This is a genomic window from Limnothrix sp. FACHB-881 (genome assembly GCF_014698135.1).
GTDB lineage: Bacteria > Cyanobacteriota > Cyanobacteriia > CACIAM-69d > CACIAM-69d > CACIAM-69d.
The window spans coordinates 1-14,494 of sequence record NZ_JACJSN010000021.1 but is presented as its reverse complement, the minus strand read 5'-3'; the positions used below and the strand labels follow the sequence as shown (position 1 = coordinate 14,494).

General features: G+C 51.3%; 14 protein-coding genes and 1 pseudogene. 6 read left to right on the top strand and 9 right to left on the bottom strand.

The window, feature by feature from the left end; all coding sequences use genetic code 11:
* Window positions 1-415: 415 nt before the first annotated feature.
* On the top strand, window positions 416-2,479 hold the full coding sequence (locus tag H6G52_RS16125; RefSeq protein WP_190529628.1) for an adenylate/guanylate cyclase domain-containing protein: 2,064 nt from the start codon (window positions 416-418) through the stop codon (window positions 2,477-2,479).
* Window positions 2,480-2,566: 87 nt separating this feature from the next.
* Here H6G52_RS16125 and H6G52_RS16120 read toward each other — a convergent pair whose 3' ends face one another.
* The 3 genes from H6G52_RS16120 to H6G52_RS16110 form a co-directional block, all read right to left on the bottom strand.
* On the bottom strand, window positions 2,567-3,334 hold the full coding sequence (locus tag H6G52_RS16120; protein ID WP_370567728.1) for an MBL fold metallo-hydrolase: 768 nt from the start codon (window positions 3,332-3,334) through the stop codon (window positions 2,567-2,569).
* Between the two features lie 294 nt (window positions 3,335-3,628).
* A complete protein-coding gene (locus H6G52_RS16115) occupies window positions 3,629-4,249 on the bottom strand; it encodes an aminodeoxychorismate/anthranilate synthase component II (RefSeq protein WP_190355058.1) in 621 nt (206 codons plus the stop codon).
* Between the two features lie 334 nt (window positions 4,250-4,583).
* Window positions 4,584-5,075, bottom strand: coding sequence for a hypothetical protein (locus tag H6G52_RS16110; protein WP_190529626.1), 492 nt, complete (start codon window positions 5,073-5,075; stop codon window positions 4,584-4,586).
* A gap of 143 nt (window positions 5,076-5,218) precedes the next feature.
* On the opposite strand from H6G52_RS16110, the gene H6G52_RS16105 reads away from it, so the two are divergent.
* Entirely contained in the window at window positions 5,219-5,983 is a 765-nt protein-coding gene (locus H6G52_RS16105; RefSeq protein WP_190529624.1) for an ABC transporter ATP-binding protein, read from the top strand.
* 66 nt (window positions 5,984-6,049) lie between these two features.
* Here H6G52_RS16105 and H6G52_RS16100 read toward each other — a convergent pair whose 3' ends face one another.
* A complete protein-coding gene (locus H6G52_RS16100) occupies window positions 6,050-6,484 on the bottom strand; it encodes a thioesterase family protein (RefSeq protein WP_099531947.1) in 435 nt (144 codons plus the stop codon).
* A 451-nt stretch (window positions 6,485-6,935) separates the two neighbouring features.
* On the opposite strand from H6G52_RS16100, the gene H6G52_RS16095 reads away from it, so the two are divergent.
* Window positions 6,936-7,130: a hypothetical protein gene (locus tag H6G52_RS16095; RefSeq protein ID WP_099531946.1), complete on the top strand. Its 195-nt coding sequence runs from the start codon at window positions 6,936-6,938 to the stop codon at window positions 7,128-7,130.
* A 168-nt stretch (window positions 7,131-7,298) separates the two neighbouring features.
* Here the strand turns inward: H6G52_RS16095 and H6G52_RS16090 are convergent, their stop codons facing one another.
* From H6G52_RS16090 to H6G52_RS16075, 4 genes are all read right to left on the bottom strand, one after another.
* Window positions 7,299-7,910, bottom strand: coding sequence for a hypothetical protein (locus tag H6G52_RS16090; protein WP_190529622.1), 612 nt, complete (start codon window positions 7,908-7,910; stop codon window positions 7,299-7,301).
* An 80-nt stretch (window positions 7,911-7,990) separates the two neighbouring features.
* A complete protein-coding gene (locus H6G52_RS16085) occupies window positions 7,991-8,287 on the bottom strand; it encodes a DUF2442 domain-containing protein (RefSeq protein ID WP_190529620.1) in 297 nt (98 codons plus the stop codon).
* 268 nt (window positions 8,288-8,555) lie between these two features.
* Window positions 8,556-8,897: a DUF86 domain-containing protein gene (locus H6G52_RS16080; protein WP_190529618.1), complete on the bottom strand. Its 342-nt coding sequence runs from the start codon at window positions 8,895-8,897 to the stop codon at window positions 8,556-8,558.
* The gene (locus H6G52_RS16075; protein WP_190529666.1) at window positions 8,884-9,207 is read right to left on the bottom strand and encodes a nucleotidyltransferase family protein; all 324 of its coding nucleotides are present in this window, start codon (window positions 9,205-9,207) and stop codon (window positions 8,884-8,886) included. Before H6G52_RS16075 ends, H6G52_RS16080 begins: the two co-directional genes overlap by 14 nt.
* A 201-nt stretch (window positions 9,208-9,408) precedes the next feature.
* Here H6G52_RS16075 and pruA point away from each other — a divergent pair, with 201 nt between their 5' ends.
* The 3 genes from pruA (at window position 9,409) to H6G52_RS16060 (ending at window position 14,367) form a co-directional block, all read left to right on the top strand.
* On the top strand, window positions 9,409-12,417 hold the full coding sequence (gene pruA, locus H6G52_RS16070) for an L-glutamate gamma-semialdehyde dehydrogenase (RefSeq protein ID WP_190529616.1): 3,009 nt from the start codon (window positions 9,409-9,411) through the stop codon (window positions 12,415-12,417).
* 257 nt (window positions 12,418-12,674) lie between these two features.
* On the top strand, window positions 12,675-13,736 hold the full coding sequence (locus H6G52_RS16065; RefSeq protein ID WP_190529615.1) for a DUF262 domain-containing protein: 1,062 nt from the start codon (window positions 12,675-12,677) through the stop codon (window positions 13,734-13,736).
* 82 nt (window positions 13,737-13,818) lie between these two features.
* Window positions 13,819-14,367, top strand: a complete 549-nt coding sequence (locus H6G52_RS16060; protein ID WP_242026441.1) for an MAE_28990/MAE_18760 family HEPN-like nuclease — start codon at window positions 13,819-13,821, stop codon at window positions 14,365-14,367.
* Between the two features lie 10 nt (window positions 14,368-14,377).
* Here H6G52_RS16060 and H6G52_RS16055 read toward each other — a convergent pair.
* Window positions 14,378-14,494 (bottom strand): annotated as a pseudogene (locus H6G52_RS16055) (IS1 family transposase); the annotation flags it as partial.

Genomic DNA, 14,494 nt, shown 5'->3' with positions numbered 1-14,494 from the left:
TCGATCATAAAAGCCCATTGAAATTGGGTGGATCTTGTTAGAACCTTAAAGATAATTGTTAACTGCAATTTTGAAATTCTGTGGAAAATTACAGACCATTTTTTGTGAAATCTTGATGATGTTGTTTGATTTTTCTGCGGATTTTGAAGCAGGAAGATTGAACAGTCAAGGGAAGGCGATCGCGAATTTGAGAACAGGAGACTGAGGATCTTTTGCTGTCTTGCTGGGTGCAGCTTGGAGCGATTGACCAGCACCCCTGACTCTGTTCCTGGGCAATGGGCGCTGGGTAAGATGAAGGTGGGGGTAAACACTCGCATCGCATTTCGCTAGCTGCGGATTCATGGCTGAAGACGAATCAAAGTCATGGTGGCCGCTGCTAAACCTACATTTTGAGTGTGTCTCTCTGAGGTTGTTTGTGAACCGCTGGCGTTGGAGTTGGAATCCGGCTCGCTGGAAAATTGCGCCCAAGCTGTCGGCGGCTTTGTTGGCTGCGTCGCTGCTGCCAATGAGTCTGACGGCGTTTTATAACCTTCGCCAAAGCCTGTATACGGTCAAAATGGCGGAGTACAAAAATCTGGAACTGTTGGCAAAAAGTGTGGCGGCCCGACTGGATCAGTTGCTGATTGATACGCAACGGGTGGGGATTCAGATGGCCAGCGCGCGGGACATTGTGCAATTTGCAGGGTCGGTAGCGGCCAAGGAACCTCCGGAAAAACAGAACTATTGGCGAATTTTGGCGGCTGAAGCGATCGCGAATGTTCGCAATTCCAATCCTGATTATTTTTCAGTGTTTCTGCTCGATCGCACGGGACGTTGTTTGGTTTCAACGAATCCCAGCAACATTGGCAAGTCCTACGCCTTTCGCAATTACTTCCAAGAAGCGCGCCAAGGCAAACTCTACATTTCGGAATGGACGGTGGGATCCACAACGGGTCAGCCGGGGATTTTCCTTTCGGTGCCGGTGGTGGCCAAGGGCACGCGCAATTTGCTGGGCGTGGTGGTGATTAAGCTGCGATCGGAGGCGGTGGGCCGCTTGCTCACCAGCTTGAACCAAAAGGAAGGCGGCTCTGCTTTCTTGGTCGATCAAAACGGAATTGTGATTGCCCATACGGATCGGCGTTGGGTCTATCGCAGCTTGTTGCCTCTGTCGCCTGTGCAGTTGCGCACGATCGACCCGAAAGTCCAGTTTGGCCTCGATCGAATTGAAAGTTTGAATTTGCCGGTGTTGGCGCGATCGCTGCAATTGCCCTCTGCCCCCACGGCTGCATCATCGGCGGTTCCACTGCCCCCCATTACGCCCACCGCCACCCCAAACCAGTCAACGATGGAGCTGGGCCCGCCATCCTTCGGTAACATTGCCTATCGATCGCCCTTCACGGGCAAAACGGAAATCGTGGGTATGTCGGCTTTGGATATGCGGCCCTGGCGTTTGGCCATCACGGAGCCAGAGTCGGTTTTTGTCACGCCGCTGAATGCGCTGGCCCATCGCACCACGGCCAGTGTGTTTCTGGTGGGGGGAGCGGTGGCCCTGCTGGCCCTGGCCCTGGCCCGGAGTATTGTGCGGCCCTTGCACTTGCTCACCCGTGCGGCTCAGGAATTGCGGATGGGACAGTTTGACCGGGCCCATGTGGACATTCAGGGCACTGATGAGCTGGGTTTGTTGGCGGCCACCTTTAACCAAATGGTTTCCGGTTTGCGGGAGCGGGAACGGGAGCTGAATATTTTTGGGCGAATGGTGTCGCCTGTGGTGCGCGAACAACTATTGCGGGGTGGGGTGGAGCTAGGTGGGCAAACCTGCTGGGTTTCGGTGTTGTTTTCCGATATTCGGGGATTTTCGACCCTTTCCGAGCAGTTGGATCCCCAGGGGGTGGTGGAATTTTTAAATGAATATATGACGGCGATGACGGAGGCCGTTGCGCCTTGGGGCGGCTATATCAATAACTTCATTGGCGATGCGATCGTGGTGGTATTTGGCGCGCCCGTGCCCCAGCCGGATGCGGAGTGGTGTGCGGTGTCGGCGGCGTTGGCCATGCGCGATCGCCTGGCGGAGTTGAATGAACATCGGCGCGCCCGCGGCCAGACACCGATCCAAAGCGGCATTGGCATCAGCACCGGTCAGGCGGTGGCGGGTCAAATTGGCTCGCTCGATCGCCTGATTTACACCGTCATTGGGGACGCGGTGAACATTGCTGCCCGTCTGGAAACCCTGACCAAACAGTTTCCGGACTATCCCATTTTGATTAATGAAACCACCGCCAAGGCCCTGCGTAACTATCCAGAGGTGGTGCTCCATTCCCTCGGCCCACAGCGTTTGAAAGGTCGCCATGAGCCGGTGGAGGTTTATGCACCGATGCGGGCTGAAAGTGTGGTGAGCAGCGGCTCGGCGCGATCGATCGATTTGGCGGGCGATCTGCCCAGCGATCTGGCGGGCGATCTGACGAGCGATCGACCACAGCATCGCCAATCTGCCCCCAGTTAACCCAGGAGCACCATCCAGGTGATCGTCCACACGATTTAGACCAATTTAGACCAATAGCGGTCAGCGTTTCCCTTGCCAGAGTCGCCCCTAGACCGGGTGGCGCAAAACGCGGATCAGCGTGCCCTGGGGCGGCAGATTTTCCGGACGCAGGGTCATGGTTTCCGTGTTCAAAGTTTGGATGTCGTAGCCGCTCATCAAGTTCAAGAAGGCCTCTAGCCCATCCAGATCACATTGGCTATCGGCCGCCGCCGTGCGGTATTGGCTGGGGATCACCACCTTGGGTTGCAACGACTCGATCGCCCGTTTTGCTTCCTCAGCGTTATAGGCCTTCGCCCCGCCGCCCACCGGCACAATGGCCACATCGGGCCGCCCCATCAGAATTTTTTCTTCCACTCCCAAAGGAGCCGCAATGCCGCCCAAGTGCAGGATGGAGATGCCCCCCTGCTTCCAGCGCCAAACCACATTGTCGCCAAATCGCCGCCCCCCAAACCGATCGTGGGCGGTGCGAATGCCTTGGAATTGGTTACCGCGAAACTCAAACGTTCCTGGCTCAAACAGCAAACTGGGATTGCCCGGCAGATTGCTGACAAATCCCTCATCAAGCAGTTGGCTGCTGATGGTCACGAGGTCGGCGGTGAAATTGGGCGATCGATAACCAGCAGTACAACCCAGGGTGTTGAAAGGATTACTCAGAACCCGCAGCCCACCCCCGGTGAAGGCAAAGCAAGTGTGGCCCAAGGACTGAATCGTTAAGCCATCGGCGGCTTGGGCTGAGGTTGCACGGCTCCCGATCGCACTGGCCAGGGCGGCCCCTGCACCCATCAGGCCATATCGCAGAATTTGCCGCCGATTGATCCACCGATCCATAAAATTCCTCGCACCGTTTGAGATTGATTAGGGATTGAATTGATTAGAGACTGAGTTGATCTGAATTTGAATGGGAACTTCAGGGACGCTTTGGGAAATCGTGTTGAAAACTCCCTTTGGGAAACGCTCTGAAAACTCTTTGGATGAACTCTTTGGGTAAATTTTTGGGTAAATTTTTGGGGTGAACTTTTTGGGAACGCTTTGCGTACTCATCAAAGCGATCGAATCGACGTGATTGACCCGATCGACCGCAGAAACCAGGAGCCAGGATGCTCAGGATTCTTAGACCAAAGCGGCGGATTGGTGGAACTGGGCCACCGCCGTCAGCCAATTCGAGAGCAGTTGCTTACCGGCATTGGTCAGAATACTTTCGGGGTGAAACTGAACCCCTTCAATGTGGGGATAGTCCCGATGGCGCACGCCCATAATGGTTCCGTCAGCCACCCAAGCGGTAATTTCTAACTGTTCCGGGCAGCTTTCTCGCTCAATGACCAAACTATGATAGCGAGTCGCGGTCATGGGAGATTCAATGCCCTGAAAGACTCCCACATTGCGATGCTCGATCGGGGAGGTTTTGCCATGCATCAGTTCCGGCGCACGCACCACCTTGCCCCCAAATACTTGGCCAATACTTTGGTGACCCAAACAAACCCCAAACACCGGCAGAGTTGGCCCCAACTCCCGAATGATATCTAGGGAAATTCCCGCTTCGTCCGGTGTGCCGGGGCCGGGCGAAATGGTGATGCCATCGGGCTTCAGTTCCCGAATTTGATCTAGGGTGATCTTATCGTTGCGAAAAACCTGAATATCCCGAGCGATCGGGTGGGTTTGGCCCAACTCGCCAAAGTATTGAACGAGGTTGTAAGTGAAACTGTCGTAGTTGTCGATGACAAGGACGGTCATGGCGGGCGATCGGGAAGGGATGCAGTGCCAGAAGCGATCGGGCGATCGCCATTCTGGACCTAGGGTTTAACTATACCGGCATCGGCTTCGATCGACACGGACTCTTTGGCCAGTGGCTCCGTACACAAGGGCCCATCGCCTCCAGTGCCCAACCCTTCCGAACACCCGAGGCAATTGGTTTTCGGCCAGCCACCCACAGGCGATCCGAGATTGACATCAATGATTGGCATCCATGATTGACATCAATTTCGCGCCCCTCCTATGGCTTTAAATGCCTTGCCCAACAACCTTGGCTACTCCTTTCCCAGCGGTTCTCCTCGCCACCTTTTCAATGTCAGCGCTGACCTCCTGGCGGCCACAATTTCCCGATCAACAAACCAATCACAAACACTGCCAATTCATAGCCACCGACCAGACCCAGCAACACCAGAAAAACCGCAAAAACACCCACAGCCGGATAATCAACGGTCATCTTTTTAGATAAAAGTTGGGCGCGATACCGTTCATAGGATTGTGAATAGGCCTCCGGGGTAAGGGATAAACCCTTTTGATAATCCTGTTGGCTTACCTTCAGAAATAACTGGCTGAATCCTCCTGTCACGAGCAACAACACAATCAGCTTGGCCAAGAGCCGATTTCTAGTCGATGTTTGAAAAGTAATGGTGTTGGCGGCTGCAACCGTAACTGGATGATTGGTTGAATTGCCTGGTGGATGATTTCCTGGATGATTTGTAGGATTTTCAGGAATGTTTGCGGAAGTGTTTTTGGAAATGTTTCCGGGAGTATTTTCGGGCTGAGTATCTGCGTTGGAACGGTCATTCGTCATCGATCGATCCCCCCATCTTGATTCAACTGAGCGGTGAGCGGCTGAGTCATCCTCTACGGTTATCCCCTGGCCGCACAAAATTGGCCAAGCTTTTTAGAATGGGAGATGGTTCCCGCTCATCCCTGCCTCCCTGAAACAGTGCTATGACCCTTGCCCTGCCTAATCCTCAGCCCCGATCGCCCATTCCCGATCACCCGCCAGTTATTCAACTCTCCGAGATTTACAAAATCTATGGCAGCGACAACACTGAGGTACGCGCCTTGAATGGGGTCAACTTGGTGGTGGAAAGTGGTGAATATTGCTCAATTATGGGCGCATCGGGTTCCGGCAAATCCACCATGATGAACGTGATTGGTTGCCTCGATCGCCCCAGCTCCGGGCGCTATCAGCTCGATGGCATTGACGTGGCCGAATTGAACGAAAAAGACCTAGCCACGGTGCGCAATCGCAAGCTGGGGTTTGTGTTTCAGCAATTTCACCTGCTGCCCCAACTGAGCGCCCTGGAAAATGTCATGTTGCCGATGGTCTATGCGGGTGTGCCCAGCGGGGAGCGACGACAGCGGGCCCTGGACGCTTTGGGCCGCGTGGGTTTGGGGAATCGGGTGAATAATCGACCCAACCAACTGTCTGGGGGGCAGCAACAGCGGGTGGCCATTGCGCGCGCGATTGTGAACCGTCCGATCGTGCTGTTGGCCGACGAACCAACCGGCGCATTGGACACCAAAACCACCCAAGAAGTGCTGGATATTTTTGAAGAATTAAACCAGAGCGGCATGACTGTGGTGATGGTGACCCACGAACCGGAGGTGGCCCGTCGGACTCATCGTGTGGTTTGGTTTCGGGATGGGCAGGTTTTGCACGATCGCCTCCATCCCGAAGATTTAGGACAAGTGACCGCCGTTGCTTAAAGGGCTGGATCCATCAGCGATCGTGGCGATTCATTCTATCAAGAAAGCCAAAGAAATCGACCTTCCCTAAATCTGGGGCTGAGGTTCCTCAAAAAGCTTTAGCCAAACTGCCAGTTCTGGAGGAATTTCGCGTCGTTTGCGAGTTTCTTGGTCAATGCAAACATGGCGCGTGAATGCCTGAGCCGTGTGGAAATCCCGCTGCGATCCTTCAAAAAAGAATTCATATTCACATCGAAATTCGCTTTCTTGGATGGCATAAACCCGCATCACAATTTCCAGGCGATCGCCACAGGACATGGGCTGAAAAAATTTCGCTCCCGTTTCCACAATTGGCATTACCCAAGGCTGCGATCGGCTGAAAAAATGTTTGGCATTAACCCCTGAAGCCATCAGCGAGGTTTCATAGACTTCGTGGGCCCATTCCAATAGCCGCGAAAAATACATCACCCCTGCGGCATCGGTTTCGCCAAAGCGAACGGTACGATGATAGGTAAAAGCCATGAATGATAATTTGAATTGATTAACATGAATAATAAATTGAATTGATTAAATTAAACGTCAGTCTGAGTGGCTGCGGGATGGCTAATATTTAAGGGTGCGATCGCTGGGAGACTCGAATGGCTCGATCGGGGTGGCGGTTGGCGGTCATGGAATTCACTCCGGCTTTAACTGGCGAGGAAATTGATTGAGCCAAGGGAATAGCCGCTGGGGAACAACAACTTCGGTGCGATCGCGCCCTTGTCCCTCATCGTATCGGCACTTTAGCGGCTTTAGGGTTTGTTGGGAGTTGACATTCCGTGGGTTTAGTATTGCTCAACTCACAGACTGCTACAAACTATCGAAAATCAGATTTTGAAGAAAGCATAAGATATCTATCATTGCTTGAAACTGCATGATACGGTATTCAGAGTTAGCACTTCAAAAGTGTGTTTAGAAATGCAGGCAAGTAAGCATGAATGAACTGCCAGAGCAAGACGCTGAAGATCTATATTCTCAATATCTACAGCAACAGCCGGTAGAAACGCAACAGGAAGGAGATGATCTAAAAGAATACCTTCTTGAAATAGAAGAACGATTGGATAAATTGGAAAATCAATTTGAAAAACTAGAAAATATAGTCAGGAAGATTGCTAGCAAGTTGAAATAGTTCTTGTGAAGCAATTCATGATTTTGCGGGACAAGTATTGCCTAACTAGTAGGGTGGGCAATGTACACCTACAGTCCATACTGAAGCAGTTTGATCATGTTTCGGGAACGGGTGATTATTGTCTTGAGGGTGATTGCTGCCCTGTTTGACCGATACCCTATTGTTACCCTACGATAAAACGCCGACCAGAATTGGCAATAGTGCCTCTAAATCGGCTGGGACTCGATATAGGTTTAAGTCTTGAATAACCTGGCTATTAACTCTATCGAACAAACCAAATTGCCAAATTGTTCCCGTTGAAACAGCTCCATAGAGCAGCGGTGCATCCGACTCTAGCCACCGATCGAGCGCAATCATCTCGATCGCCAATTGCAAGAATCCTCGCTCCAAATCTTCATTTTTCGCTTCAATCACCAAGAATCTCGTCTGAGTTTCTAATAAATAATCTAGCGATCCTTTGAGTTGTGGACTCACTGCGATCGGGTACTCCACATTTAATGTCGCTTCGGTATAGTGCAACACCTCCATCAATACCGGCGCAATCAAAAATTCCCGCCGGGCCATTTCGCTATTCAAGCTGATGCGCGGCAGGCTTTCTAGGATGCGTGACTTTAAATCCCCCAGGCGATCGAGTTCTCCTGAATAGCAAGGAAGCGTTAGCAGTTGTCGATCGAGCGCAACATTGAAATAGCTCAAGATATCTTGGGGCGCAAAGTTGAGCTTGAAATAATCCGCAAAGCTGTAGGCGCGATCGGGCTGAATAATTGGCAGTTTGGGCATAGTATTGGGCGATTTGCTATGAAGTACTGACTTCAGGATAGCCAGTCAAGACCGTAATGGTCGCCAGTATTCCCAACGGTTTACGTTGAAGAACAAGCCGTAGTCGATCGCCTTGCTAGCCATCGCTGAAATGATTCTGGACTTTCAGAAGATTTTTTGCCCGGCAACAGACCCGCAACGCCAATATCTTCATCGAGTTCTGGCCAGTGAATGCCAAAACCTGCACCGCTGATTTGAAAATTTTGGCGCTCTGCTTCTGTGCCGTGAACCAAGCGAGGATACCAGGCGATCGGAACCGATAGAACTCGCCCATCCTCTAACTCCAAAATCAAGTAATCGTCATTGAGATTTACTCCCATAATTCGCTTCGACATCATAGAATTTTATACAATGGATAGGCCGTATAAAATTGCAAGCTAATGACGTTCCAGGAATTACAAACCCAAGTTCTTCAACTGTCACTGGATCATCGGTGGCAACTCGTACAGCTCTTGCTGGAGTCCTTGAAACAGGAAACCCGATCGCCTTTCAAGCAATCTAGTTTGTCACGATTGAGAGGGATCGCTAAATTGCCAGAGCTTAATGTAACTGCTGATTCTGGAAGTTATACAAATTACTTAGCTCAAAAATATCAGTAATGTCTGATTATTCATCCTGACTTGGCAACAAGTTGATTAGCATACTGAGTAACTGAGGAATATTGCGTTCAATGACTTGCCAAACAATATCTAAATCAATTCGATCATATTGATGAGCAACGATGTCTCGCATTCCAGCCATATCATCCCACGGCACTTCTGGATGTTGTGCTCGAAACTCACGAGATAATCGTTTTGTTGCCTCTCCCATGATTGCAATCTGGTACAGAATTGCAGATTGTGTTCGCAAATCTGACTCTAACTGATCACGATCAAGTCCTTGAGCAAACCGTAAAATCAATTGCCCTGCTTGGACAATATCAATCAGTGATGCACTATCCCGCGACATAAGCAACTTGGGCTGTTTCTAGAATTTCTTTTCGGCGAATCCAGTTATGGCTTTGCTCAATCGATTTTTTAGTCAACAAATCAACCTCGCGTCCTAGCAATGTCTGCAGTTCACGCTTCATCTGAACCAGTTCTAAAATTCCCCAAGTTGAACTGTCCTCAAAACTGACCATGACATCAATGTCACTATCTGGTCGAAAGTCGTCTCGCAGCACAGACCCAAAAAACGAAAACTCTTGAATCTGCCATTTTTGGCAAAAGGCGATCAGTGCCTGCTGAGGAATATGAATCTTCAACGGCTGCTTCAACATACCTTTGTCGTGCCGATGGCTTGAGGGTTCAGCGATATAGTCCGTTATACCAGCTCCTCGATTCAACCATTCGTTGGCATCCGGCTTAACCATTGCAGGCTGAATTAAAAGGTCTGCCCGTTCACGCAGCGCGATCGATTTGGACGATCGCCCCGTGGGCCCTTGCTGTCGCTTTAAGCACCGTGCACCGGACTTCCTAGAATGGAAGATAAGCACCGGAACGCTTTGAGAGGCTCGCACACCGTGGTTGCAACTGTCCCCAATCCTTACGAAGACCGCACCCAGTCGATCGCCCGTGAACTGATTCAAGCCACCCAAACCAAAAAAGGCTTCCTGGCCCAAATGCGCGACCAGATGAAGCTCGATGACAAGCTGATGGATTGGACGATGAGCAATCCCGGCTTGAAAGTGCAATTGTTTCGGTTCATCGACTGCCTGCCCGCGTTGCAATCGAACCCCGAAATTGCGGCTCACCTGCGGGAATATTTGACCACGGAAGAGGTGGAGCTGCCCGACTTGCTGAAGGGGTTGCTGAATTTTTCCGATCCCGGTTCGATGCCTGGCCAGGTGGCGGCGACGACGGTGAGTACGGCCGTGAAGACGTTGGCGCAAAAGTACATTTCTGGGGAGACGATCGACCAGGCGATTCGGACGATCGAGCGGTTGCGGAAGGACAAAATGGCCTTCACCGTCGATTTGCTTGGCGAGGCGGTGATCACGGAGGTGGAGGCCCAGCAGTACCTCGATCGCTACCTGGATTTGATGGAACAGTTGGCGACGGCGGCCCAGCGCTGGCCGACGATCGCCCAGATCGACGAGGCGGACGGTCAGCCCTTGCCCAAGGTGCAAGTGTCCGTGAAGCTGACGGCGTTCTATTCCCAGTTCGACCCGTTGGATGTGGCGGGATCGCAAGCGAAAACGGCCGATCGGGCGCGGGTGTTGCTGCGGCGGGCCAAGGAATTGGGCGCGGCGGTGCACTTCGACATGGAGCAATACAAATATAAGGATGCGACGCTGGCGGCGTTGAAAGCGGTGTTGATGGAGCCGGAGTTCCGCGATCGCACCGATATTGGCCTGACGTTGCAAGCCTATTTGCGCGATTCCTATCAGGATTTGCAGGGCGTGGTGGCCTGGGCCAAGGAGCGCGGCACACCCGTGACCGTGCGGCTGGTGAAGGGAGCCTATTGGGATCAGGAAACGATCCAATCGGTGCAAAAGGATTGGCCCCAGCCGGTGTTTAACGACAAGGCGGCGACCGATGCCAACTACGAAGCGATGACCCAACTGCTGCTGGAGAGCCATGCTCACTTGTATGCGGCGCTGGGAACCCACAACGCCCGATCGGCTGCGAAGGCGATCGCCGTGGCGGAAAAGGTGGGCGCACCCCGGCGGAATTTTGAGCTGCAAGTGCTGTACGGCATGGCGGACAAACTGGGCAAAACCTTGGCGGACAAGGGCTATCGGGTGCGGGTCTATTGCCCCTACGGCGACTTGATCCCCGGCATGGCCTACCTGATTCGGCGGCTGCTGGAGAACACGGCCAATTCGTCGTTTTTGCGCCAAAGTAGCCTCGGGGAGCGGGAACTGAACGAACTGGCCGCCGCGCCGCAGCCGAATGATGCGGCCTATGAAACGGCGGTTCCCTTTGCGAATGCGCCGGATACGGACTATTCGCGGCCCCAGTTGCGCGATCCGGCCCTGGCGGCGATCGCCCAGGTGCGATCGCAGTTGGGTCAGCTTTACCGGCCGCTGATTGCCGGTCGGCGGGTGGAAACCACCGAAACGATCGCCTCGGAAAATCCCTCGAAGCCCCAGGAGCTGATCGGCAAGGTTGGCCTAGCCAGCATTGAGCAGGCCGACGAGGCGATCGCGGCGGCCAAGGCGGCCTTCCCAGCCTGGAAAGCCACACCGGCTAAGGAACGGGCGGCGATCCTGCGGAAGGCGGCTGACCTGATGGAAGCGCGGCGGGCGGAGTTATCCGCTTGGGTGTGCTTAGAGGTGGGCAAAGCCTTGCGCCAAGCCGATCCCGAAGTGTCCGAGGCGATCGACTTTTGCCGCTACTACGCCGACGAAATGGAGCGGCTGGAGGCGGGCACGGCCTACGACTACCCCGGCGAAACCAACCGCTACCACTACCAACCGAAGGGAATCACGTTGGTGATTTCGCCCTGGAATTTCCCCCTGGCGATCCCGGTGGGCATGACTGTGGCTTCGCTGGTGACGGGCAATTGCACGATCCTGAAACCCGCCGAAACCTCCTCGGTGATCGCCGCCAAATTCATTGAAATTCTGGTGGAAGCGGGGATTCCCGATGGTGTGCTGCAATACGTTCCGGCGCGCGGCTCGACGGCGGGGGCGCACATGGTCAAGCACCCGGATGTGCATACGATCGTCTTCACCGGCTCCCAGGAAGTGGGCTGCTGGATCTACGCCAACGCGGCGATTTTGCAACCGGGTCAGAAGCACCTGAAGCGGGTGATCGCGGAGATGGGCGGCAAAAATGCGATCGTCGTGGATGAGAGCGCCGACCTGGATCAGGCGGTGCAGGGCGTGGTGGATTCGGCCTTTGGCTACAGCGGCCAAAAATGCTCCGCTTGCTCCCGGGCGATCGTGCTTGCGCCGATTTACGAGGCGTTTGTGGAGCGGCTGGTGGAGGCGGTCAAGTCCCTAAACATTGGCCCGGCAGATGATCCGAGCGTCAAGGTGGGACCAGTGATTGATGGCACGTCCCAGGCTCGGATCCGCGACTACATCGCCAAGGGCAAGGCGGAATCGACGCTGGCGATCGAGTTGCCGGCTCCCGAGGGTGGCTACTTTGTGGGGCCGACGGTGTTCCGCGATGTGCCCCCGACGGCGGCGATCGCCCAGGAGGAAATCTTTGGGCCGGTGCTGGCGGTGATCAAGGCGGAGACGTTTGAGCAGGCGCTGGCGATCGCCAACGGGACGCAATTCGCTCTCACGGGGGGTCTCTATTCGCGCACGCCGTCACACATCGATCGGGCGACCCGGGAGTTCGAGGTGGGTAACTTATATATCAACCGGAACATTACGGGGGCGATCGTGGCGCGGCAACCGTTCGGCGGGTTCAAGCTCTCGGGGGTTGGCTCGAAGGCGGGCGGCCCGGACTATCTGTTGCAATTCCTGGAGCCGCGTGTGGTGACGGAAAACGTTCAGCGCCAAGGCTTTGCGCCAGTCGAGGGGTTTGAATAGGGGCGATCAGTAGGTATCAAGTGAGGGTGCGCGGCCGCAGTGCGATCGGTCGTGCATTCTCGTTGAATTTCAAGGTAGAATATCGCTTAAGACTTCAATTTTGATTGAGAAAGCCTTGCTCAGAAGCCATAGTATATTAAGCAGCTATACGGATTTGAACGTTAACAGTCTTAAGGTAATCTTTCTTGAAAAACTATTAACCCTGATAATAGAAACCAACAAGTTCTAAGTCCTCCATGAAAACTGAGTAACAAAAGATGAATCAATTAGAACAATTGGAAGATGAAATTTTAAAAGGAAGAAACAGTTTGTCCGCTGAAAGACTCGATATGTCATTCGGCGAACTAATGAGTATGTATTCAAATAATGAGCTAGTAATCGATCCGGAATTTCAGCGTCTGTTTAGATGGGATATAGATCAAAGAACCCGATTTATTGAGTCACTGCTCTTAGGGATACCCATCCCTTCAATTTTTGTTGCGGAAGACTCCAATGGAAAATGGGAAATCGTGGATGGATTGCAAAGGCTTTCCACAATACTTTCATTTTTTGGAATGCTCAAACATACTCCTGATAAAAATGACTGGGCTTTGGAACGCGGGGATGTTATATCGTCTCTGCGCGGATTCAAGGTATCTGATTTACCAATCAAATATCAATTAAATATTAAGCGCTCGGTTTGCCGGATCGAAGTCGTCAAATGGGACAGCAATTATGATATGAGGTATGAACTTTTTAAGCGACTAAATACTGGCGGTACCCCTCTCACTGATCAAGAGATTCGGAATTGTATATTTAGAGGAATCTCTATTGAATTTACCAATCTAATCAAAGATCTAGCGTCGAATCAACTGTTTGTTGATTTGATTCAACCGACGCAAAAGCAAAAAGATGAGCTTTACCTCGATGAACTTGTTTTACGATTTTTTTCCCTATATCAGAATTACAGCAAGGTAGACAAAAAGCTATCTGAGCATATGACCGAGTACATGAAACTTGCTACTGAAGGTAAAGTTGACTATCAATACAAAACTGAAATTTTCAACCGAGTTGTAACTACTGTATCGAAAGGAGGCAGATCTACTCTGAGTGGTAAGAACGGGCAGCTTTCCACTAGTCTTTATGATGGTATATTTAGTGGGGTGGCTGAGAATCTTGAGTATTACGAGAATTGTGATATTGAGGAGCTTGTCAGTAAGATCGAAAAGATCAAGGAAGATGAAGAGTTTAAAAAAGTTTCAGGAGCATCATCAAACTATAAAGAGAGAGTTAAAAAGCGTATTCGTCGTGCTTTAGAAATATTTGCTCCTGATGAATAATTTAGAGTCACTTCTATTAGCAGAAATTGATACTCTACAAAGTAAGATGTACAAGTGCAAAACGATACATCTTCGGTACTCAATGACTAATGATCATATAGACTTCTTGCGTAGGTATTCCATACTTGGAATATATGCAGAATGGGAAGGTTTCCTGAAAAAATCCATTACATTATATTTACAGGAAATAAATAGAGAAAAGCTAAGTTTTTCCTCATTAAATGAGAATTATATTTCTTACCAAACTGACAATTTTATAAAATTTAAGCAACCTAAGACAAATTTTAAAACAATCACCAAACTGTCTAACGATTTATATAAGATGTATCAAGAGCCGGTGATATTCAACACAAGCGTAAACACCGAATCAAATGCTAATTTGTCGATCGCAAATTCTATCCTAGAAAAGCTGTGCCTTGAGCCATTGGATGAGAAGAGTTATAAAATTCCATTAGACAGATTATTGCGATTCAGGAATGCGATAGCTCATGGAGAAGAAGGGATTCCAGTAACACAAAAAGATGTTGATAGTTTCACCTTACTCGTTCAAAACTTAGCTATTGACATTGTTTCGGCTATTAGCAAAGGCTATCAAGATAAAGTTTATCTAGCCCGTAGCAGTTCAAAATGACGGTAGTGAATCAGATTAATGTGGGATAGGTAGCAATGTCATGCCAAGTCCATGCCCTAGTCGCTAATCCCGCTCGTTCAGCAGCCGTGGTTTTGAAACGACTATGCTGCCAAATCCAGTTGAAATA

Bases quoted from the DNA above. Each gene is read 5' to 3' on its own strand.
- H6G52_RS16115 (WP_190355058.1), bottom strand. From the start codon at position 4,249: ATGACCGTCCTTGTCATCGACAACTACGACAGTTTCACTTACAACCTC.
- H6G52_RS16110 (WP_190529626.1), bottom strand. From the start codon at position 5,075: ATGACGAATGACCGTTCCAACGCAGATACTCAGCCCGAAAATACTCCC.
- H6G52_RS16105 (WP_190529624.1), top strand. From the start codon at position 5,219: ATGACCCTTGCCCTGCCTAATCCTCAGCCCCGATCGCCCATTCCCGAT.
- H6G52_RS16100 (WP_099531947.1), bottom strand. From the start codon at position 6,484: ATGGCTTTTACCTATCATCGTACCGTTCGCTTTGGCGAAACCGATGCC.
- H6G52_RS16095 (WP_099531946.1), top strand. From the start codon at position 6,936: ATGAATGAACTGCCAGAGCAAGACGCTGAAGATCTATATTCTCAATAT.
- H6G52_RS16090 (WP_190529622.1), bottom strand. From the start codon at position 7,910: ATGCCCAAACTGCCAATTATTCAGCCCGATCGCGCCTACAGCTTTGCG.
- H6G52_RS16085 (WP_190529620.1), bottom strand. From the start codon at position 8,287: ATGATGTCGAAGCGAATTATGGGAGTAAATCTCAATGACGATTACTTG.
- H6G52_RS16080 (WP_190529618.1), bottom strand. From the start codon at position 8,897: ATGTCGCGGGATAGTGCATCACTGATTGATATTGTCCAAGCAGGGCAA.
- H6G52_RS16075 (WP_190529666.1), bottom strand. From the start codon at position 9,207: ATGTTGAAGCAGCCGTTGAAGATTCATATTCCTCAGCAGGCACTGATC.
- pruA (WP_190529616.1), top strand. From the start codon at position 9,409: ATGGAAGATAAGCACCGGAACGCTTTGAGAGGCTCGCACACCGTGGTT.
- H6G52_RS16065 (WP_190529615.1), top strand. From the start codon at position 12,675: ATGAATCAATTAGAACAATTGGAAGATGAAATTTTAAAAGGAAGAAAC.
- H6G52_RS16060 (WP_242026441.1), top strand. From the start codon at position 13,819: ATGACTAATGATCATATAGACTTCTTGCGTAGGTATTCCATACTTGGA.